Genomic DNA, 21,407 nt, shown 5'->3' with positions numbered 1-21,407 from the left:
TAATGGTGGCGTAGACGTGAAGCGGCTTGTCGTAGACATCGCTTGCAACAAGTCATTTCTATCTGATTGCTTGAGTGTGGCACTAATTGGGCTTGTGGACATGGAAATTAGTCTCCGGTATGTTTCGTACAGCAGTTTTCACCCCTTGGAACCACGCTGTCACGGCACAGTATTGCTGTGCGCTGTAGGCAAATTTGGTCTATTTCCCAGAAAATAGCTGTAATTTTAGATTGCCCACAGATACAATCAGAATTTCCATGCCATTTAAGGCCTTTTAAATAAAAAATATCCTTATTGTAAGGGCACGGCTGCCATAGACTTTCGCTCAAGCAGAGATTTGATCGGTGCCGTGTCCCTACTTGGTGGATAATTTATTTCTGAGACTCCGACAAACGACTTGAGAAAAATTGCACATCGCGCTAGTCTTCATTAGCGTAACCGCACGCTGTATAATCAGGCGATGACAAATCCGCTCTCTTCCGTAATTCCCTCCTACAGTTGGAATCGTCCCATTGGTCTTGGTTGGGATCAGCCCTACACTGTCCGCTACGCTAGCAACATTGATGATGGCCCTTGGCATGGTATGCCTTTAGGTGGCTTTGGTGCTGGTTGTATTGGTCGTTCTTCTCGGGGAGACTTTAATTTATGGCATATTGACGGGGGAGAGCATACATTTCAGAATATCCCCGCCTGTCAATTCAGTGTGTTTGAGTCTCACGGCTCATCTTCCCAAGCTTATGCTTTATGCACCCAAGCACCAGAGGATAAGAGTTTAGCTGCTTGGCGCTGGTATCCAGAAAGCAGGGGAGCAGGGGAGAAGTTTAACACGGGGAATTATCATGCGCTCTATCCCCGTAGTTGGTTTGTTTACGAAAATGTCTTTAAAGCACAGCTAAGTTGTGAGCAGTTTTCCCCCATTTGGGCAAATAACTACAAAGAAACTAGTTATCCGGTGGCGATATTCCTTTGGAAAGCCCATAATCCCACGAATGCACCTATTACTCTCAGCATTATGCTCACCTGGCAAAATATGGTGGGTTGGTTTACCAATGCTTTGAAGTCGCCGGAAGTGAAGATTCGGGATGATGGTAGCCCAGTTTATGAATATCAGCCGCGTTTGGGCGAGAGTCAAGGTAATTACAATCAATTAGTGGAAAATGAGCAGCACTTTGGTTGCTTTTTATCCCGGGTTGCTGGTAATGCACCTGTGCAAGAAGGTGATGGTAGCTGGTGTATTGCAACTGTGAAGCATCCCCAGGTGGAAATGTTTGATCACACGCGCTGGAATCCAAGCGGTACAGGTGATGAGTTGTGGCAAAGCTTTGCAATAGATGGTTCTTTGCCCAATCATGTTGATGATACGCCAGCAGCAGATAATACACAAATCGGGGCTGCGATCGCACTGCGTTTTACGCTGCAACCAGGACAATCTCTAGAACTCCCCTTTGTTTTAACTTGGGATTTCCCAGTAACAGAATTTGCTGCAGGAATTAACTATTACCGCAGATATACAGATTTTTTTGGCAGAGATGGTCAAAATGCTTGGGCGATCGCATCTACTGCCTTAACAGAATATCAGAATTGGCGATCGCAGATTCAAAGTTGGCAACAACCCATCCTTGACCGGGAAGATTTACCAGCTTGGTTGAAAATGGCTCTATTTAATGAGCTTTATGACCTTACTAGTGGTGGTACTCTCTGGAGTACAGCTTCAGAAAACGATCCTATCGGTCAGTTTGCGGTGCTGGAGTGCTTAGATTATCGCTGGTATGAAAGTTTAGATGTGCGCTTGTATGGTTCTTTCGCCCTATTAATATTATTCCCCGAACTGGAAAAGTCAGTAATGCGGGCTTTTGCCAGGGCGATTCCCCACAGTGACGACCACCAACGTATAATTGGCTATTACTATACAATTGGCGCAGACACGACAACTGCAACCCGCAAAATCGCAGGCGCAACACCCCACGATTTAGGCGCACCTAATGAGCACGTTTGGGAGAAAACTAACTACACCTGTTACCAAGACTGCAATTTATGGAAAGATTTAGGCAGTGATTTTGTGTTGCAAGTATACCGAGATTTTCTACTCACAGGTGCTGATGATGTGCAGTTCCTTGCAGATTGTTGGGATGCAATTGTGCAAACTCTCGACTATCTGAAAACTTTTGATTTAGATGGTGATGGCATTCCCGAGAACTCCAGTGCGCCAGATCAGACTTTTGATGATTGGCGACTGCAAGGTGTGAGTGCATATTGCGGGGGTTTATGGTTAGCGGCGTTAGAAGCTGCGATCGCCATTAGTGATATCTTATTAACGAACCGCAGAGGCGCAGAGAACACAGAGGAGTTAGCAGCGCAAAAATCTATCTATGAAACTTGGTTAAACCAATCTCGTCCCATCTACGAAGAAAAACTTTGGAATGGGCAATATTACCGCCTGGATAGCGAGAGTGGTTCGGAAGTAGTGATGGCGGATCAACTATGCGGACAATTCTACGCCCGATTGTTGAGATTACCGGATATTGTAGCGAGCGATCGCGCCTTATCTGCACTCAAAACTGTATATGATGCTTGCTTCCTCAAATTCCAAAATGGTCAATTCGGTGCTGCAAACGGTGTGCTCATTGATGGTTCCCCAGAAAATCCCAAAGCCACCCATCCTCTAGAAGTCTGGACAGGTATCAACTTTGGGCTAGCAGCTTTCCTCGTACAGATGGGAATGAAAGATGAAGCATTGCGCTTAACACAAGCCGTAGTCCAGCAAATTTACGACAACGGACTACAATTCCGCACACCCGAAGCCATCACCGCATCTGGTACCTTCCGCGCCAGCACCTACCTACGCGCAATGGCTATCTGGGCAATTTACTTAGTTTATTAGGGCATGGGGCATTGGGCATTGGGCATTGGGCATTGGTGTTTGGTAATGAGTAATGAGTAATGAGTAATGAGTAATGAGTAATGAGTAATGGGTAATGAGTAATGGGTAATGGCTATTCTCCCCTGCACCCCTGCTTCCTCTGCTTCCCCTGCTACCTCATCCCCCTCATCTCCCTCATCCTCCTAGTCCCCAGCCCCCAATCCCTAATCCCTAATCCCCAATCCCCAATGCCCCATGCCCCATGCCCAATCTTTATTTTTGATTAACTAATTTCAATTTTGCAATCAAATATACATACAGAAAAATATCTACGTTTTATTATTTACGTTTTCAAACCTACTTCGTTTGTAGCTGATTTCGTAAGTATTTTTATCTGTTGTTTTATTTTCCGGGTGTTTCTTAAACCAATAGAAAAGAGTAAGTAATAGTAACAGGGTTGTAACTTCTTGAAGACTCAGGAGTGTTGCTTTCAATGGATTCTAGATTTTCAGCTTAAATTATTGAGGATATTAATCTCTAAAAATTTATGTTCATGGTTAACATTTTTTACCGGAAAATAAATTTATTATTAATTATTTTTTGTAGCAAAAGCTACTATGAATTTAACTGCCTGTTGTAAAAAATCTCTACAGATAAGGTAAAATAAATTTTTTACATTCATTCTACGTATTCTTATATACAGTAATAAGGCAATTAAATCAATGAATATTGATTAAAGAGTAGTTAAAATTTTGATAAAGTAGGGAGTATATATTGGCGATCGCAGCCAAAACCTCAGAAGCAAACATTAGCCATTGATTTAGACTTGACTCAAAATCTCACAGTCATAAATCATTTGTAAATCTTTCCTATTCCCCGTTCTAAACCTCCAGAAGTAATTTCACAACTCCCAGAGGAATTACTATACATCAGTATTTGTAAGTACTTTTTGAAACTTTCTCTTAGGATAAGCCACTGAAAAATGATAGCTCTGCAATTGGTGATTGATAACACAAATAATTGCGTTTTCCAGAGGCTGTTGGAATGAAGCAATCCAAACAGTGAAAAATTTCACGTCTTTTTTTGTACTGAAGGTACTCGTCTATTTAAAGTTAACAAGCTTACCCAAAACCCAAAATTTAGCCATGAACTTCTATTTGTCGTTTAGAGTTCAGGGAGATGGAGAATTTCAAACTAACCAGCAGTCTCCCACTCCAAAAGCGTCTATTCTCAGTTTTTTGGGGGTAATTGTCAATTAATTAGAAACTGAGCAAGAGAGATTGGAGACTACTTAATTCTCTATCTTCTCTGATTTTCCCAAGCTTGCTGCATATATCTGTATCTTGCTTTGAAACAGAAGTATCATTTTGAGAAACCACACTGATGAAAAACTGATAGTAATTATAGGTTTTTATCGCTACTAGTAATAATTACATTTTCTCATGTAACCATACTTAACTACATCAGTTAGATATTAATTCTACAGTCAGGCTATTTAGAACTATTACTATCATCTGCTGTAGATAATATACCTATATACTGCTTATTTTACTAGCATTTTATAGGCTAATTCTGATACATTATAGTTGACTTAGATATGAATCGGTGGTGAATTTGCCAGAGTCATTTGACACTGGTTACCAAAGTTTATATATCATATCATATTCTAAAATTTTTTGCATATTATCTGCAGCAAAGTATGGTTTATCTTGATGCAATATTATCAACAAACATATTCTAATTGCTCAGGTATGAAAACGCTAAAATCTTTGTATAGCAAGAAATAGCAAAAAAATAAACAAAGATAAAAGTCAGATAAATTCTAAAAAACTTTTTCAATAATTATGGCTTTTTTAGATTTTTTTAAAATGTCTATATTCCTTGTTACTTGGCTGTTAAACCACATATCTAGTGCTAAAATTTCTTAGTAATGCGAGGTAAATAAAATTTCGATATGTATCTTATATGAGGGGTTTAACCCCTCAGTGTTTATAAAAAAGCTGACAAAATGCTAAGTTACACAATACATAGGTAGATATCATGTGAAAATCACTAAATTTAACTTATAAAGACATCAATTTAGGAGATGACATTAGCGCAAAAAAATAGTATAAATAGAAATGTTGTTCTTGAACTTCAAGAAAATAGAACTTTGAGTTCCCACCCTAAAACTTATGAAGTTTTACTGAGTAACTCCTAATCTCGTAGCAATATATAATACGCCAGCTATATCAGGGACAAGTAATTAAATTAGGAGTTGGGAAATTTAAAGAGGACGAAACTGCATCTACCAAGAGCCAAACCGAGACTTTTTTCTGCCATTCGTCTGAACATAACAAAAGGTAAATTTTTACCAAGTGTTAATTACTCAGCAAGAGCGATAGCCGAACACTAACTAACGGCCGAGTTCAGTTCTTCAGTACTTCTTACCACTAAGTAAAGGCTGTAGAACTTGGCAGAGGATGTAAATCATGACGATAAATCCACAGGCTTGATTTTAAACAGTCAAGTTTCCCAAACAGGTAAGCTCATGGAAAGAATCATCAAGTTAAATGCAGTGGAAACCGCAAGTCAAAGGAGTAGTTATAGGATGAAGGTTGATTATTTGCATCCTTACTACGATCCAACTCCTGAGAAAATATCGATTTATAACAGTGCGCTCAGTATAACTAGAGCGACTGTACCAGAAACATCTACCTGCGATCGCTACATAAAATGCCAAGAATGGAGCCAGCAGTCTCAATTCAGCGGCTTTGGTCTTCAGGAATAGCAAAATTAACTCAGAACTTTTGGTATTTCTGCTTGTACCTGTCAAGAGGGTAGTGTTCTACCTAAATAGTCGTTAATACCGCATTGCTGATTTTTGTTTTGGAAGCTAATTCAGCAAATGTAAATAGGCTAGAGCAGTTTGTTAACTTCAATTTAAATCCCAACAACCGCAGAACCAGACTGGTTTACTTAAATTAAGACAACTAACACTATGAACCACGATATTTCTGACATTAGTAGCAAGTTAAAGAACTCTATTCCTCCTGAACAGTTTGATCAAGTCGTGGAAGCGATTCTTTCTGGAAAATATTCCTGGGCCTGTGTATTAATGTTACGTTTTGCTGGTTACAATCCTTTACATTACATTCCTTATCGGACTTACAATCGATTGCTCAAAGAAAACTCCCTGATGAATCGGTCTAACAACCAGCAAAATCCCACTCTGAATATAGCCAAACCATCCTCTGAGAAAAGGTCTGATACAAATGTCTCACCAACTAACTTAAGCAAGATTAAGGAATTTCCTTATCTTGAGGTCGTTGGAAAGTAAAAAGTAGAAATTTGTGGTGCTAGTTAGGATATGTGGCTGACAGAGTAAGTTCGATAACATAAATCAAATACTAATTCAGGCCAGAAAGTACTCAAGATACTTCTGGAAAATTCTGTTGATTAATTAATGTATCCATCAATTAACTACAGATTTCCAGTCATTGAGTAACTATCTAATTGCCATGCAGATTAAAGATTTATAGCATGACTGCTTTGTAATGGTATTTGTTGCTTAAATAGACTGCTTGTAAAAATCCAGCCAACAAATTCGCTTTGTGATTGCGACCTCCAAAACTCTTACCTTATATAGTCCTCCTCCTTTAGGGGGACTACCCTTTATTTATGAGGTGATTGTTTTCCAGGCTAAACTTGCAATCTCTAGCAATCGAGTTTGATTGCTGAAATTGCTTGCCTAAAAAGGTAAGAATAATCAGACAGAATTAATCAGTATATACCAAGTTCGTTTTAATTAAAGAGGAGTTTTATATGTGTTGATTATCCTAGTAGTAGGACTAACAATAATAACGGATCGAAAAATATAATCAAACCGTATATAGTCTATCAAAAGCAATATAAAATGCGACATATTTGCATTAATTGCTGAGGAGATAATTCGGAAAATCCTCTTATAGTTAAGTTTTTTTAAAATCGACACAACATTATTGATACAATCTGCCAATTTGGCAAATATTAGCAGAAAAAATTTTATAAATTATAGATGCCAACTGAAACATCAAAGCTTGACTCGCAGATTTCATGGTGCGGTACGAAATCAATGATCAGTGCCAAACATGAAATGCATCAACTCGATTGGTGAAGTAGTCAACATCTTATAGAGTAGATAAATCCAAGACCAAAATAGACAATTCAACTGTTGCTACTGGTGGTTCTGTTTCCCAGGAAGTTGGAAACAATCAAATTGGGAGTGGTAAATTTTTCCATGCCAAATTTGAATTGTTCCCACCTAGTTTAGAGATGGTGGTAACAATAGTGAGATAACTTCCTTGACTGTGGTGAATGTGAATTTAGCCCAAAAAGTTCACATTTCATATTATTAACAGCAGTGGAAATAGAAAAAGCGACAGTTAAATTAAAGTCAAGGCTGGTGGAATACATAACTCTTACGCTTCTATAAACGACTATCGTAATCCTTGTCCTCCCAAACAGGATTATGGCTGTTTTAGAAATTAGCAATTTATACAGGAAATTTTGGAAGCTACAAACTTGAATAGCTTCCAATTTTTTATGTTTCCAAGAGAGGAAACAGGGAAGAGAAAATAAAAATGTAGGCGGTTTGATTCACAAATCCAAGAGGAATATTCTGCCCTAAAATGAACAATTTAATGGTAAATTTCGGAATCTGTATCAGTTGTCCTGGTCTTGCAGAGATTATCAGGGTCTGATTTTGTATATATGAGTAACTTTTCTTCTCAGGGACTTTTACGACAGAGAATATTTTTTCTCTCCTTGCTTGTAAAGACGCGATCAATCGCGTCTCTACCCTGCCCCCCTGCCAAGAAAGCGATAGTATATTTTTTAAGTTGAAAATTCCTAAAACTTAGTTGCTGACTGATAGTAGCGCTAGCCGAGAATGTATATTGGGCTTAATAGCCTATTATTTTTGAAACATGAAAATGCTAGCAAATGGATAAAGAAGACGTAAGCGACGAACAAAGCAATTATGACCAACGCCTAGATAACTGCTATGCAGAAAAACGCTATGGTGCGAACATAGAACTGATATCAGTATTTGGGCTATTTGTCAATCTAGCCGTAAATTCTCCTGTTAACTAGCAGCAAAGTACTGCATCTGCTGCTAAACTTCATTTTTTATGATTCTTTACATATTGCAACTGTCAACTCGATTTTAGAGTTCATTGTAATTTGTACAATGCAGCTGTGACGTGGATTTTTCCAGATTGGGCTTCCTTAACGATATTCATGAGCATTTCGACTTCCGTGCTGAGTGATCTGCTACAGTTCCTCCCCTACCTGCGCCCCCAGCTATATTTCAAGGCTTCACTAACGGCGCTCTCCCATGCGATGGAAGACCAGGTTTTGGCGGCGACTTTAGTTGAGCCTTTGGTAATTGCTAGCTTCCAACGCGAGCGGTTCTACCGCCAAGAAGCTCATCGCTACCAACGGCTATCCGAGCGTAGTAGTCATGTATACGTGCTATCTGCACCAGAAACTGATTTTACTAATAGCTCGCAATACTACGAAAAAATAGCTTTTGAACCAGATGACGCTTTAAGCCAAGAATGGCATTTAGTGGTAATTGCAGATAATTATGCTACTTGCTTGGTGTGCCGAGAAAACTTAGGCTCCATTGCCAAAAATAAGCAGGTTCCCGATCTAGTACCTAGTCTGGATATGGATACAGCACGTAGGTTTGAAGGCGTTTGGACATCAGAAAGGGGAGTCAGCCTAAAAGCAGCCCAATTGCTATTAGAAAGGATTGTAGTTTACAGACCAGATTTGCTAGATAAAGTCGAGGAAGCACGCCAGAGGTTTGGTATAGGGAAACCGCGCAGCGCCTCTGGAATAGCGCAGACTAACGAGTATGCTTGTGACATAGATACTGATCCTTTTGTGCAACGCTTAGTAACTTATCTCCAAGCAAGTCAGTATAAATTACATAAAGCCTATCGTTCGATTACAGCCCAAGCACGCAAAGAACGCTTAATTAACTCCATCAGCACCGCCATTAGGCGATCGCTCGACCCTCATGAAGTCCTGCAAATAGCTGCACAAGAATTAGGGCAACACATGGGTGCTGGTCGTTGTTTAATTTACCGCGTGCAAGCTACAGAAGCCAAAGCCATCATTGAACATGAATTTTTAACTCCAGGGGTGACATCTGTGAAGGGGCAAACCTGGGAGTTAGATAAAAATCCTCTATTTCGGGAAATTATTCAACGGGGTGAGGGAGTTTGTGTCAGCGACACCTTAACCGAACCTTGGGTGAATAGTTCCACCATGTTGTCTGCGATCGCCAAAAAGTTTGCTATCCGTTCTTGGCTGATGGAACCAGTGTTTTATCAAGGCCGATTGTTAGGTGTCGTAGAGTTACACTATTGCACCATGCCCGTTCATGAGTGCCAACCTGCAGAATTGGATTTAGTAAAAGCGATCGCTATCCAAGTAGGAGCCGCTTTAATTCAAGCAGAAGCCTACGCTAACCTCGAAGTTCTCAATCAGCAGTTAGAAGCCCTTGATCGCACCCGCAGCAACCTGATAGCCATTACTGGACACGAACTCCGCACGCCCCTATCTACCATCCAAGTTTGCCTGGAAAGTCTCGCCAGCGAACCAGATATGCCGCAAGATTTACAGCAAGTCATGCTAAGTACAGCGCTATCTGATTCCGAACGGATGCGGAAATTAGTGCAAGATTTCTTAACACTTTCTAACCTAGAAAGTGGGCGTGTAGAATGGCACCCAGAATCTTTAACTGTACAAGAGTGTGTCGATTTAGCCCTCAGCCGGATGCGGACACGCTCAGTCACTGAAAAACTTCCCCAAATTACCACTGAAATACCCCAACAACTGCCTTTAGTCAAAGCTGATGGTGATTGGCTAGTGGAGGTGATAGCAAAACTGGTAGATAACGCCTATAAATTTACCCCTGTACAAGGAGAAATCAGCATTAGTGCCACTAGTAATGGACAAAAGATGGTTGAGGTCACCGTGGCTGATACAGGCAGGGGTATCGAGCCAAATCGCCTAGAAATAGTTTTTGACAGGTTTTATCAAGAAGAAGGCGCACTACGACGCAGCGCCGGCGGCACAGGTCTGGGATTAGCAATTTGTCGTCTCATTGTCAATGGTTGGGGCGGTGAAATTTGGGCAGAATCCAAAGGAAAAGACCAGGGCAGTCAATTTCGTTTTACGATCCCTATTGTTCAGGTTATCCAAGAGGAGAAGCGGACGAGGAAGGGGAGGTGAGGGATTGGGGATTGGGGACTGGGGATTGGGGATTGGGGACTGGGGATGAGAGGGATGAGGGGGATGAGGGGATGAGGGGGAACAAACACCCAATGCCCAATGCCCAATGCCCCATGCCCAATGCCCAATGCCCCATTCCCAATTAAAAACTGTTACAGTCTATAACGCGATCGCAATATGATCCGGTCGGCGGTGTTAGGATGCCCTAAAAACGTTGAGAGACTACTTTATGGCAGAAACACTTTCTGGACAAACTCCACTGTTTGCTGGCAGCACTGGCGGCCTCCTCAAAAAAGCAGAAGTGGAAGAAAAGTACGCTATCACCTGGACTAGCCCTAAGGCGCAAGTTTTTGAACTACCAACAGGTGGTGCAGCCACTATGCAACAAGGTCAAAACCTGCTGTACTTGGCTCGGAAAGAATATGGTATAGCTTTGGGTGGTCAACTCCGGAAATTTAAAATCACAGACTACAAAATTTACCGGATTTTACCCGGCGGAGAAACCACTTTGATTCACCCAGCTGATGGCGTATTCCCTGAAAAGGTGAATGCAGGTCGTGAAAAAGTACGTTTTGTACCACGCAGAATTGGCGAAAATCCCAATCCATCAGCGATCAAGTTCAGTGGTAAATATACCTATGATGCATAGGTACTAGTAGTACGCCAAGGTAACTTGGCGGGGAAAAGGGGAAAGGAAAAAGGGGAAAGGTTTTTGTCCCTTACCCTTTTCCCTTTAACCTTTACCCAACCTCCACCTAACATTTTTGGGTTGGCAGACTACTAGGTACTAGGTATTGGGGACTGGGAATTAGGGAATAGGGATTAGGGACTAGGGACTAGGGAATGGAGAAGAGAAAAACTTTGATCCAATCTCAATACCTGATACCCTATGCCCTATGCTCTATAACCCAATCCCCAATACCCTATACCCAATCCCTTACTGTGTTTATGATTTTTCCCGATTTTTCTGATTTTTCTCAATTAGCTTCACAAGGTAACTTCGTTCCCGTTTATCAGGAATGGGTGGCAGATCTGGATACGCCTGTATCAGCTTGGTATAAGGTCTGTGCTGGTCAACCCTACAGCTTTTTGTTGGAATCTGTGGAAGGCGGGGAAAAGCTAGGTCGTTATAGTTTATTGGGTTGCGATCCTCTGTGGATATTAGAAGCTAGGGGTGATAGTACAACCCAAACACACCGTGATGGTTCGCAAGTGGTGTTTGCTGGTGACCCTTTTACGGCTTTAGCCAATTGTTTAGCACCTTATAAACCAGTTAAGTTACCACAACTGCCACCAGGAATCGGTGGGTTGTTTGGCTTTTGGGGCTATGAATTAATTAATTGGATAGAACCCCGGGTGCCAATTTATCCCCAGGATGAAAGAAATATTCCTGATGGGTTGTGGATGCAGGTAGACCACCTGTTAATTTTTGATCAAGTCAAGCGGAAAATTTGGGCGATCGCTTATGCTGATTTACGCGATCCAAATGTGGATTTACAAGGAGCTTATCAACAAGCCTGCGATCGCGTCTCCCAAATGGTCAGTAAGTTATCTTTGCCGTTGTCACCAGAGAAAACTATCTTTGAATGGACACCCCCAGCGAGTAGAAGTAAAGTTTCCTCTATAGAAGAATATACGAGTAACTTTACGCGCAAAGACTTCTGCGCCAGTGTCGAAAAAGCTAAACAATACATCAAAGCTGGAGATATTTTTCAAGTCGTTATTTCTCAGAGGTTATCAACAGAATATACAGGCGATCCTTTTGCCCTTTACCGTTCGCTGCGGCAAATTAATCCCTCGCCTTACATGGCGTATTTTAACTTTCAGGATTGGCAAATTATTGGCTCTAGCCCCGAAGTGATGGTGAAAGCAGAACGCGATCGCGATGGTGATATTATCGCCACAGTCCGTCCGATTGCGGGAACGCGCCCTAGGGGTAAAACTAGCAAGGAAGATGCAGCCTATGCCGAAGATTTGCTGCAAGACCCCAAAGAAATTGCCGAACACGTGATGTTGGTAGATTTGGGAAGAAATGATTTAGGACGCGTTTGTCAAAGCGGTAGCGTCAGAGTTGATGAATTAATGGTGGTGGAACGTTACTCTCATGTGATGCACATTGTGAGTAATGTTGTGGGTAAGTTAGCAGATGATAAAACCGCATGGGATTTACTCAAAGCTTGCTTCCCGGCTGGTACAGTTAGCGGCGCACCCAAAATTCGGGCGATGGAAATTATTCACGAATTAGAACCCAGTCGTCGCGGTGTTTATTCTGGTGTTTATGGTTATTACGATTTTGAAGGGCAATTAAATAGTGCGATCGCAATTCGCACTATGGTATTTAATAACCATCAAGTTACTGTGCAAGCTGGTGCTGGCTTAGTAGCTGATTCTGAACCAGAAAAAGAATATGAAGAAACACTGAATAAAGCCAGAGGTTTGTTAGAAGCAATTCGTTGTTTAAGATAAATCAATTAACACCAAGGCGCAAACTTCTAGTAGGATGCGTTAGCGGCGAGAGTACGGCATCAAATTTCAACTTCTTCAAAATGTTCAACGGTGGGAAAAGGCTCATAAAAATGATGTAGTAACTTTTTCCACTCTTGATAATCAGCAGAACTTCTAAATTCTACAGTATGAGATTCTAAGGTTTCCCATCTGACGAGTAAGAGATATTTACCCTTAACTTCAATGCAGCGATGGAGTTCATGAGATAAATATCCCTTAATGGAAGAGATAATCTTGGAAGCTGTTTTGAATGCAGATTCAAATTCTGATTCCATCCCTGGTTTGACATGAAGCATAACTGCCTCAAGAATCATAAAATATGACCTGAAAACTGAAGATGATGCCGTTTAGTATAATGCGATCGCATACATATAAAGCTAGATATTTTCAAATATATTACTGGAGTATATAAGTTATCGCAGCACAAAACTCTTCATTTTCTCCATTTTCATTGGGTTGACAGAAGCTTTGAAACAATATTTGTCTTTCGTTTTCAGTGAGATCTTCAAGACCTTCCAATATAGCTTCTATTGCTCCAATACGCATTTTTTGTAGCTTATCAATATTCAGACCTAGTTTATCAATTGTGGTGTCGGCAGCATACTTTTTATTTAGATCTGATGTTATTGATAGAATCTGTCCATCTTCTGTATATCTAAAAAAATCAGCACAGTTAATATTTAAAGGTGAAACCATTAGGTTATCATCATACCATTTATCTTTTTTCTTACCACAATGTAGAGGTTCATTTGGTACCGTATCTTTTTGGCATGATGCCAGTAAATTTGTGTATTCTAGTGCTAATTCAGGATAAGTTGTTCTTGGTTTTAAATGTTCAATATGACTGTTAGCAATAGTAATCCGACTTCCACAATAACAGCAAATAAAATATTGTTCTTGTAGCAATGAGTGATGTACATCAGTTTTCTGCGGCTTACTGAAGTTGCTCCAGCTTGGTGTCCAGTCATCATTTGCTAGTTCCTTCCAATTTGAAAAACTCTGTGGCTCCTCACTCTTTCTAATGTACTTCACCGCTTCAAAATCTCTTTTCGTCTAATAGATACACGTGCTTTTATTAATTCTGGATCATCTTCTCCGATATCATCGCTAATTTGTTGACACAATTGCCTTGCACTATCAAGATTACCTTCGTCAATGAGTTGAAACAAGTCGTGTAAACTCTTTTTAAACTCTTCTGGACGTTTTATATCATCCATAACATCTTCTAAAATTTGATTACTATCTCTACCATACGAACTTTGCGGACGATTAGCAACAATACCTTGATCTGTATTTTTTAAAATATAAATATTATCAGGTTTAACATAACTAATTACCTGAGGTGAATGAGTAGTAACAATAAATTGACAATTTGGAAAAGTTTTTATTAAAGATGTAATAATTCTCCTCTGCCAATTTGGGTGTAGATGCAGTTCAATTTCATCAATAAGAACTACACCGCTACCTTGAAGCGGATTTTGTAACCCAGGGTTAGCGATTGCTAAACGTCTTGCCAAATCTCCTACCATTGCCAACAGGCATTTTTCGCCATCAGATAGCTGATTCACAATGAGTTCTTCACCTTGTTTTTGTAACGTCATTTTTAAAGGAGAACGACGAACCCTTAAGTTAGAAAAACTGGGTATCAATGAAGATATAGCTTGCCTCACTGCTTGTAATTGCTTGTCCCGATAAGCGGCATTATCTTCTAGACGTAATTCATTCTCTAAATCTTCTTGCTTTCTAAACCATTCAAAAAATATCCTGAATTCACTACCTACTCCTGTAAGCGAATTTTCATAAGCATCTATTTGTTCAAATGAGTGCTTTGTGCGAATCTTCAAGGGAATATCCAATACAGCACGATTCGTAGAATAATAAACTGCTAGAGGAATATTGAATTGATGAGATGTATATAAATTTTGTTTGATATGTTCGACAATTTTTGACAGTGTAGATAAGTTACTGCTAGTATCTTTCTTGCGTCCTTTCTTAACTTTTGTTAAAGACCATATTGCTTCTTCATAATCAAATGAAATGACAATCTCGTTATGAGTCTCCTTTTTTCCATTAGAAATATCTTCTTCTGTAAATAGCCTTCCAGAAGGTGTCGAGTGTTGAATTGAGCTAGTAAAACGCGACAGAAGAATAGCGAGACAATCCAGAATACTCGATTTACCTACACCATTAATACCAATCAGTACTGTTGGCTCGGTTTCATCGAAATCTAGTGTCAAATCACCGATTCCACGGAATGATTGCATTATCAAGCGTTTGACTTTCATAGTTTTAAGTACGATGTATGTAATTCATTGGGTGAGAAACGCCCACCCAATATTTCTTATAAAGCCAGGTATTAGGCTGATTTTAACTTAATTACTCCTCTATCAAACACTTGGTTATCAGTACCAATACCACTGATTTCTATTCTATCGGCATAGACTTCATAGGCAGCAAAACTTAAATTGCTAGTCGAGTATTCTGTCCATTCATTTTTCCCGACAGGACGATTACCTGCACCTGCGCCACATATTAAATAAGTTGTGCCATTAATTGAGCGGGTACGTTCATAATGGTGTTCATGACCATTGATATAAAGTTGTACGCCGTATTTTTGAAATAGCGGAGTAAAAGTCTTAATAAAATCGGGATTACTTCCATAGGCTCCCGATGCATAAATAGGATGATGTCCAAATACTACTTTCCAAGTAGCTTTGCTGAGGCTTAATTCTTTTTCTAACCAAGTTAGCTGATTTTTCCAGTCAGCATTACCGTTAGTATCTAGCGCAAAAAATTGTACATTTCCTTGGCTAAATGTATAGTAGCGTCCCTTCATATTAAAGCCGGGATATTTAACTTGTGGATCGCCGTTAGCAGTGCGGATATCATGATTGCCTAAACAAGCTTGAAATTTCACACCTTGCTTGAGTAAATCTTTATAAGGACGCTCAAATACATCTGCAATCTTTTCAATTTCACCGTTGTTATAAATATTATCTCCGGCTAAAACGACTAAATTATAAGGATTTTTTTTGTGATAATTAGTCATTGCCCTAGCTACAGCATACTGTCCTTTTGCACCTGTACCTGTATCTGCAACTGAGACAAAACGGAGTAGCAAGTCTTTTGTGGGTGGATTAGCTGCGATCGCAGTATCTTTTTGAGCTAAATCAGCACTTTGACTATTTTGCCGAGTTAATATCCAAGTTAATCCTGTACCAACAAAACCAAGGCTACTTAAAAATAAAAATTGGCGGCGTTTTAGGTTCATAAATGATTCAATTCCACAACTAGTCAGTTTAGCCAGAGCAATGGACAATGAAGTGATACATTAAGGCAGAAGAAGCTGCATTGCTCAATAATGTATTTGATTTTTATTTGATTCGTTGCTCTTGGTGAAAGTTCCATGTCGCAAGACAATCCGAAATCACAACGTCCCCAAAGACCTTATCAGAGAAACCAGCCATTTTGGAAGTCTGCTATTATCCAATTTCTCAGGGGGACAATTAGGCTGTTAGAGTCGGCGGTGGTGAAGCTAGAAACAGCACCGCCACCGGGAACTGCGGAAACTCCTGGTTTTTGGGGTGGATTGCTGGCTAAAGTCCGCAATTTTTTACCAGCGAATTTGTCTGCAAAGTTGTCTGATACGGCTTTGAGCGGGATTATTGCTAGTATTGCTGTGGTTTTAGTGTGGACAACTAGTAGCTTGTTTACGAATAAACCTGCTGAAGTTGCGATCGCACCTCCTGCTGAAGAAGTTCCAACACCAACGCCAACGATAACTACTCCGCCTTCCCCAGAGTCTACCACCCCAGAAACTCCAGCACCGGAAGAAGTAACACCGTCGCCATCAGCAGAAGTTTCGCCACCGGAACTAGAAATAGAACCAACACCGACACCGGAAGCCACACCAACACCAGAAGTAACTCCAACACCGGAAGCAACATCAACACCGGAACCGACACCAACGCCAACGCCAGCTGTGCAATTAACACCAGAACAGATTTTAATTGCAGCTATCGAAAATCAAGTAGCCCAAATTAGCGATCGCGTTGCTTCTGGACTCATCAAATCAATTCAAGCCAATTTTCGGACTAGTAATTTAACTGTCAAAATTAGTGATGATTGGTATACTCTCAGCGAAACTCAACAGGATCAACTTGCAGCTGATATTTTACAACGCTCTCAAGAACTCGATTTCACTCATTTAGAGGTGGTTGATTTTCAAGATAGGCTGATAGCGCGGAATCCAGTGGTGGGAAATGAGATGATTATTTTTAAACGGCGTGTGAGCGAGCATAAAATCAGCGCAAAATAAAGCATTCGTCAGCTTTGATGGTTGATTCCCTATATTTCATTAATTTGCTGATTACCAATTTAAATAATGTTTGGGACAGATAAATGCTTTGTAGGGGCAAGGCATCCACAATCTTTTGGTATATTCAATTATCTTACTGGTGCCGTGCCCTACTTATCTGTCTACACAATTAACGAAAAACCCGGCTTTTTTAAACCGGGTTTGAGAGTCAACTATTAAGTTTCAAAGTGCTAATCAATGGGTGAATCTCTAAGCAACTTCCAAGTAAAAGAATATTCCATTGCTATTATTGACGATTGACTGTTAACTGTGAACCGTCAACCGTCAACGACTTGAACGGAATAATTTATTTTTTGGAATACCCTAAGCTACAGGAGTTGCAGATTTAGCTTCTAGAGTAGCCAGTCTGTCAGCTAACAGTTTTTCTAGGTCTTCTAAGGCTTTGGTGAAACCTTGAATACCTTCTGCTAGTTTGTCAGTAGCCATGCGATCGCTAGCGTGCATTTTGTCAAAGGTGGCTTTGTCGATGGAGATTTTTTCAATTTCCAAGCTGGCTGCATTAGCGGGGTCGAGTTTGCGTGGTAGTTCGCCAATGGTTGCTTGCAGTTCAGCTAGCAATGATGGGGAAATGGTGAGCAAATCGCTACCAGCTAATTCAGTGATTTCGCCAATGTTACGGAAGCTAGCTCCCATAACTTCAGTTTTGTAGCCGAATTTCTTGTAGTAGTTGTAAATCTTGGTTACTGATAATACACCTGGATCTTCTGCTGGTGCATAGCTATCCCGTCCAGAATCTTTCTTGTACCAGTCGAGGATGCGACCGACGAAGGGAGAAATGAGGGTAACGCCAGCTTCCGCACAGGCGATCGCTTGGTGCAATCCAAACAATAGTGTTAAGTTACAATGAATGCCTTCTTTTTCCAGGATTTCCGCAGCCCGGATACCTTCCCAGGTGGTAGCAATTTTAATCAATACGCGATCGCGAGAAACACCCGCAGCTTTGTATTGAGCAATTAATTCTCTGGCTTTGGTAAGAGTAGCTTCGGTATCGAAGGACAAGCGCGCATCTACTTCTGTAGACACCCGACCAGGGATAATTTGTAAAATCTTCAGCCCAAAAGCTACCGCCAAACGGTCAAAAGCAATGGTGACAATTTGCGCTTGGCTAGCATCAGCGCCCGCATCTTTCTTAGCTTGGAGTAGAGTTTGATCGACAATTTCCTGATACTCAGGCATTTTCGCCGCAGCAGTAATCAGCGAAGGATTGGTAGTTGCGTCTTGGGGTGTAAACTTTTCAATTGCTTGGATATCACCTGTATCCGCAACCACTACAGTCATAGTGCGTAACTGTTCGAGTAGGTTTTTAGACATAAATTGCTCCGTTTTGTTTGCTTGTTTAGGATTTACTGCATAAAGGCATCAAGTGCTGAGTTGTACAGACGCGATTAATCGCGTCTGTACAAGAGTGCTGAGTCAAAATACTAGTCCCTAATCCCCAGTCCCTAGTCCCCATTCCCCATTCCCTATTCCCTCGTTCATGCATAGTATCGGGATTACCTTTATTGATTACCCTCTTATTTACACTTGTTGCTGTTCCTTCTATTCTGATTCTGGCAACTTTTCTTAATTGTTGCCCAAGTATACTGATCACCTTCAGCTTCAGCCCCATTTTAGAGACCCTATGCCAAGATTGGCTGTCCAATAGAATGCACTTTAATTAAGCTAGTTGTTCCTGATTTACCAATTGGTACGCCGGAGGTAATCACGACTTTATCGCCATCTTTGGCTAAACCCATATCTACGACGCTGTTGACTACGTTCAAAAACATTTCTTCGGCGCTGTGGACTGGGGGAACTAGTAAAGCCTCTACACCCCAGGAAAGTGCTAACTGGCGGTAGGAGACTTCTTCAGAGGTGAGGGCAATAATTGGCGTTGATGGACGATATTTAGAAACTAGCTGTGCTGTACTCCCCGAAGAAGTATTACAAAGAATTGCCCTTGCGCCTGTTTCATAGGCAATTCGACATACTGCTTCAGCTACAGATTCGGTGACACTCAAAGTCCCGGCTTCACGACACCAAGAATGTTTGCTACCTTCTTGTAAAGACTGTTCTGTGCGAATGGCAATATTGTGCATCATTTCCACCGTGGCTATAGGATATTGACCTACAGCAGTTTCCCCAGAAAGCATGACAGCATCTGTACCATCCCAGATTGAGTTAGCAACGTCTGTGGCTTCGGCGCGGGTGGGATCGGGCGAACTAATCATCGATTCCAGCATTTGGGTGGCAGTAATCACAGGTTTACCTGCCTGATTACAACGGCGAATGATATCTTTTTGAATCAGGGGAACTTCGTGAATGGGCATTTCCACCCCTAAGTCACCACGGGCAATCATAATCCCGTCAGCAGCTTCGAGAATGCTGTCAAAATCTTTAACGGCTTCTGGGCGTTCAATTTTGGCAATTACCCGAATTTTGCCCCCAGCAGATTCAATCATTCGTTGTGCTGGTTCTAAATCGCGGGGTGATTGTACAAAAGAAACTGCTACCCAATCAACACCTAACTGGATGCCAAACCGTAAATCCTGCAAGTCCTTTTCGGTGATGGAACTCATTGGTAAACGAGTTTGTGGCAGGTTTACCCCTTTATGAGTAGAAATTAAACCGCCAATTTTCACATAAGCCCGAATGTGATCAGCATCGCGATCGCTCACCACTAATTTGACACGACCGTCATTAATCGAAATCGGTTCGCCTTGTCTTACCATTGCAAACAAAGTTGGCAACGGCAAAGGCAGTTCATCAACACTCTCGCCCTTTTCTTGTAAAACAAAAGTGACTTCGGTACCAGCTTCCACCATTAGCCCTTCTGGTGGTAAAGTCCCCAAGCGGATTTTCGGGCCACACAAGTCTTGCATAATTGCTATTGACTTGTGCTTTTTGCTACTAATTTGTCTAATGTAGTGGGCAGTTTGACCGTGGGCTTCATAAGCACCATGAGAGAAATTCAACCGCGCCACATTCATCCCCGCATCAATCAAAGCTTCTAGCCGTTCAGGAGAAGATGTAGCAGGCCCTACAGTACAGATAATTTTGGTTCGACGCATAAAAATTGGGTGTTTAGGAATATCCTGGGATGAAATCCCAGAACCTACAACATAGATAGCTAAACTATCCAAAATTGCAAGTGCTTCATATAACTTTTATGCCCGTAAAAGTACTTTTTATTTTCTTTTGTTGTCAAGGTATGGATGGGGGATTGGGGATTGGGGACTGGGGACTGGGGATGAGGGGGAAAAGGGGAAAGGGGAAAGGGGAAAAGGAAAAAAGGGAAATTATTATTACCCATTACTCATTACTCATTACCCATTACCCATTACCCAATGCCCCATGCCCCATGCCCCATGCCCCATGCCCTTATACAAGCGCCAATTGTTCTTTCTGCGCCATTGATAACATGAGGTCAACTACACGATTTGAGTAACCCCATTCGTTGTCATACCAAGCAACTATTTTAAAGAAGTTGGCGTTGAGTTCAATGCCAGCACCAGCATCGAAGATACTGGAGTGCATATCGCCCTGAAAATCGGTGGAAACTACTTCTTCGTCACTGTAGCCAAGGATTCCTTTGAGTTCTCCTTCAGAAGCAGCTTTCATGGCTGCACAAATTTCTTTGTAACTGGTGGCTTTGGCTGTCTTGAAAGTTAAATCAACTACAGAAACATCAGGAGTGGGAACTCGGAACGCCATTCCGGTTAACTTACCCTTCAATTCTGGTAAAACCAGTGCTACGGCTTTAGCTGCACCTGTGGAAGAAGGAATGATATTTTGGGCTGCACCTCTACCACCGCGCCAATCTTTTTTGCTAGGGCCATCTACAGTTGGTTGGGTAGCAGTCATGGCGTGAACTGTGGTCATCAAACCTTCGGTCAAGCCGAAATTATCATTGATTACCTTAGCTACGGGAGCTAAACAGTTGGTGGTACAGCTAGCATTAGAAACAATCGTATGCTTGCTGGGATCAAATAGCTGATGATTAACACCCATCAGCAAAGTAGGAACTAGGTCAGGATCTTTAGTAGGAGCAGAGATGACTACACGCTTGGCACCAGCTTTGAGGTGATTTGTGGCTCCCTCTTGTCCGGTAAATAGCCCTGTAGCTTCCACAACGTAATCTACACCTAATTTTCCCCAAGGTAACTCAGCTGGATTGCGAACTGATACGCAGGGAATAAAATGCCCATCAATAACGATGCCATCTTCCCTTGCTTCTACCTTACCTTTAAATTTACCGTGGGTGGAATCATATTTAAATAGATAAGCCAGGTTATCTGATGGTACTAGATCGTTGATCCCCACAAATTCAATATTGGGGTTATTAATGCCAGCGCGAAGCACAAGCCGCCCGATCCGACCAAATCCATTAATACCTACTTTTAACTTAGCCAAAATAAA

The 21,407-nt window shown here is 41.2% G+C and carries 17 protein-coding genes; 9 read left to right on the top strand and 8 right to left on the bottom strand.

Features of this window, described 5'->3' with window-relative positions; all coding sequences use genetic code 11:
- Window positions 1–460: 460 nt before the first annotated feature.
- Window positions 461–2,881, top strand: a complete 2,421-nt coding sequence (locus tag HG267_RS19555; RefSeq protein WP_045867600.1) for a GH116 family glycosyl hydrolase — start codon at window positions 461–463, stop codon at window positions 2,879–2,881.
- Here HG267_RS19555 and HG267_RS19550 read toward each other — a convergent pair.
- A complete protein-coding gene (locus HG267_RS19550) occupies window positions 2,878–3,009 on the bottom strand; it encodes an alpha/beta hydrolase (RefSeq protein ID WP_155538911.1) in 132 nt (43 codons plus the stop codon). The genes HG267_RS19555 and HG267_RS19550 overlap by 4 nt on opposite strands.
- Before the next feature lie 2,303 nt (window positions 3,010–5,312).
- On the opposite strand from HG267_RS19550, the gene HG267_RS19545 reads away from it, so the two are divergent.
- The 7 genes from HG267_RS19545 (at window position 5,313) to trpE (ending at window position 12,592) form a co-directional block, all read left to right on the top strand.
- Window positions 5,313–5,630, top strand: coding sequence for a hypothetical protein (locus tag HG267_RS19545; RefSeq protein WP_045867602.1), 318 nt, complete (start codon window positions 5,313–5,315; stop codon window positions 5,628–5,630).
- A 210-nt stretch (window positions 5,631–5,840) separates the two neighbouring features.
- Entirely contained in the window at window positions 5,841–6,179 is a 339-nt protein-coding gene (locus HG267_RS19540) for a HetP family heterocyst commitment protein (protein WP_045867603.1), read from the top strand.
- A gap of 1,643 nt (window positions 6,180–7,822) precedes the next feature.
- The gene (locus tag HG267_RS19535) at window positions 7,823–7,972 is read left to right on the top strand and encodes a hypothetical protein (protein WP_155538912.1); all 150 of its coding nucleotides are present in this window, start codon (window positions 7,823–7,825) and stop codon (window positions 7,970–7,972) included.
- A 147-nt stretch (window positions 7,973–8,119) separates the two neighbouring features.
- Window positions 8,120–10,126, top strand: coding sequence for a DICT sensory domain-containing protein (locus HG267_RS19530; RefSeq protein WP_045867604.1), 2,007 nt, complete (start codon window positions 8,120–8,122; stop codon window positions 10,124–10,126).
- An 11-nt stretch (window positions 10,127–10,137) separates the two neighbouring features.
- Window positions 10,138–10,272 carry a histidine kinase gene (locus tag HG267_RS19525; RefSeq protein ID WP_155538913.1) on the top strand — a complete coding sequence of 45 codons (135 nt, stop codon included), beginning with the start codon at window positions 10,138–10,140 and terminating at the stop codon, window positions 10,270–10,272.
- 83 nt (window positions 10,273–10,355) lie between these two features.
- Window positions 10,356–10,775 (top strand): photosystem I reaction center subunit II PsaD, encoded by a 420-nt coding sequence (locus tag HG267_RS19520; protein WP_045867605.1) that lies wholly within the window; start codon window positions 10,356–10,358, stop codon window positions 10,773–10,775.
- A 299-nt stretch (window positions 10,776–11,074) separates the two neighbouring features.
- On the top strand, window positions 11,075–12,592 hold the full coding sequence (gene trpE / locus HG267_RS19515) for an anthranilate synthase component I (protein WP_045867606.1): 1,518 nt from the start codon (window positions 11,075–11,077) through the stop codon (window positions 12,590–12,592).
- Window positions 12,593–12,651: 59 nt separating this feature from the next.
- Here the strand turns inward: trpE and HG267_RS19510 are convergent, their stop codons facing one another.
- From HG267_RS19510 to HG267_RS19495, 4 genes are all read right to left on the bottom strand, one after another.
- Window positions 12,652–12,945 (bottom strand): antibiotic biosynthesis monooxygenase family protein, encoded by a 294-nt coding sequence (locus HG267_RS19510; protein ID WP_045867607.1) that lies wholly within the window; start codon window positions 12,943–12,945, stop codon window positions 12,652–12,654.
- 82 nt (window positions 12,946–13,027) lie between these two features.
- The gene (locus HG267_RS19505) at window positions 13,028–13,663 is read right to left on the bottom strand and encodes a retron system putative HNH endonuclease (protein ID WP_045867608.1); all 636 of its coding nucleotides are present in this window, start codon (window positions 13,661–13,663) and stop codon (window positions 13,028–13,030) included.
- A complete protein-coding gene (locus tag HG267_RS19500; protein ID WP_045867609.1) occupies window positions 13,660–14,916 on the bottom strand; it encodes an AAA family ATPase in 1,257 nt (418 codons plus the stop codon). The genes HG267_RS19505 and HG267_RS19500 overlap by 4 nt, the downstream gene beginning before the upstream one ends.
- A gap of 71 nt (window positions 14,917–14,987) precedes the next feature.
- Window positions 14,988–15,902 (bottom strand): metallophosphoesterase family protein, encoded by a 915-nt coding sequence (locus HG267_RS19495; protein WP_045867610.1) that lies wholly within the window; start codon window positions 15,900–15,902, stop codon window positions 14,988–14,990.
- Window positions 15,903–16,037: 135 nt separating this feature from the next.
- On the opposite strand from HG267_RS19495, the gene HG267_RS19490 reads away from it, so the two are divergent.
- Window positions 16,038–16,949, top strand: coding sequence for a hypothetical protein (locus tag HG267_RS19490; RefSeq protein WP_045867611.1), 912 nt, complete (start codon window positions 16,038–16,040; stop codon window positions 16,947–16,949).
- Window positions 16,950–17,312: 363 nt separating this feature from the next.
- Here HG267_RS19490 and HG267_RS19485 read toward each other — a convergent pair whose 3' ends face one another.
- From HG267_RS19485 to gap, 3 genes are all read right to left on the bottom strand, one after another.
- On the bottom strand, window positions 17,313–18,320 hold the full coding sequence (locus HG267_RS19485; RefSeq protein WP_045867612.1) for a transaldolase: 1,008 nt from the start codon (window positions 18,318–18,320) through the stop codon (window positions 17,313–17,315).
- Window positions 18,321–18,628: 308 nt separating this feature from the next.
- On the bottom strand, window positions 18,629–20,059 hold the full coding sequence (gene pyk / locus HG267_RS19480; protein WP_045868788.1) for a pyruvate kinase: 1,431 nt from the start codon (window positions 20,057–20,059) through the stop codon (window positions 18,629–18,631).
- A gap of 310 nt (window positions 20,060–20,369) precedes the next feature.
- Entirely contained in the window at window positions 20,370–21,401 is a 1,032-nt protein-coding gene (gene gap, locus HG267_RS19475; protein ID WP_045868789.1) for a type I glyceraldehyde-3-phosphate dehydrogenase, read from the bottom strand.
- Window positions 21,402–21,407 lie beyond the last annotated feature (6 nt).

It is taken from the genome of Tolypothrix sp. PCC 7601 (assembly GCF_025677855.1).
GTDB lineage: Bacteria > Cyanobacteriota > Cyanobacteriia > Cyanobacteriales > Nostocaceae > Aulosira > Aulosira diplosiphon.
The sequence above is the reverse complement of the archived record's forward strand: the minus strand, read 5'-3'. Positions and strand labels throughout refer to the sequence as shown.

Excerpts from the sequence above, each read along its gene's own strand:
- HG267_RS19495 (WP_045867610.1), bottom strand. The coding sequence starts at position 15,902 with ATGAACCTAAAACGCCGCCAATTTTTATTTTTAAGTAGCCTTGGTTTT.
- HG267_RS19485 (WP_045867612.1), bottom strand. The coding sequence starts at position 18,320 with ATGTCTAAAAACCTACTCGAACAGTTACGCACTATGACTGTAGTGGTT.
- HG267_RS19535 (WP_155538912.1), top strand. The coding sequence starts at position 7,823 with ATGGATAAAGAAGACGTAAGCGACGAACAAAGCAATTATGACCAACGC.
- trpE (WP_045867606.1), top strand. The coding sequence starts at position 11,075 with ATGATTTTTCCCGATTTTTCTGATTTTTCTCAATTAGCTTCACAAGGT.
- pyk (WP_045868788.1), bottom strand. The coding sequence starts at position 20,059 with ATGCGTCGAACCAAAATTATCTGTACTGTAGGGCCTGCTACATCTTCT.
- HG267_RS19500 (WP_045867609.1), bottom strand. The coding sequence starts at position 14,916 with ATGAAAGTCAAACGCTTGATAATGCAATCATTCCGTGGAATCGGTGAT.
- HG267_RS19555 (WP_045867600.1), top strand. The coding sequence starts at position 461 with ATGACAAATCCGCTCTCTTCCGTAATTCCCTCCTACAGTTGGAATCGT.
- HG267_RS19520 (WP_045867605.1), top strand. The coding sequence starts at position 10,356 with ATGGCAGAAACACTTTCTGGACAAACTCCACTGTTTGCTGGCAGCACT.
- HG267_RS19510 (WP_045867607.1), bottom strand. The coding sequence starts at position 12,945 with ATGATTCTTGAGGCAGTTATGCTTCATGTCAAACCAGGGATGGAATCA.
- HG267_RS19530 (WP_045867604.1), top strand. The coding sequence starts at position 8,120 with ATGAGCATTTCGACTTCCGTGCTGAGTGATCTGCTACAGTTCCTCCCC.
- HG267_RS19540 (WP_045867603.1), top strand. The coding sequence starts at position 5,841 with ATGAACCACGATATTTCTGACATTAGTAGCAAGTTAAAGAACTCTATT.
- HG267_RS19490 (WP_045867611.1), top strand. The coding sequence starts at position 16,038 with ATGTCGCAAGACAATCCGAAATCACAACGTCCCCAAAGACCTTATCAG.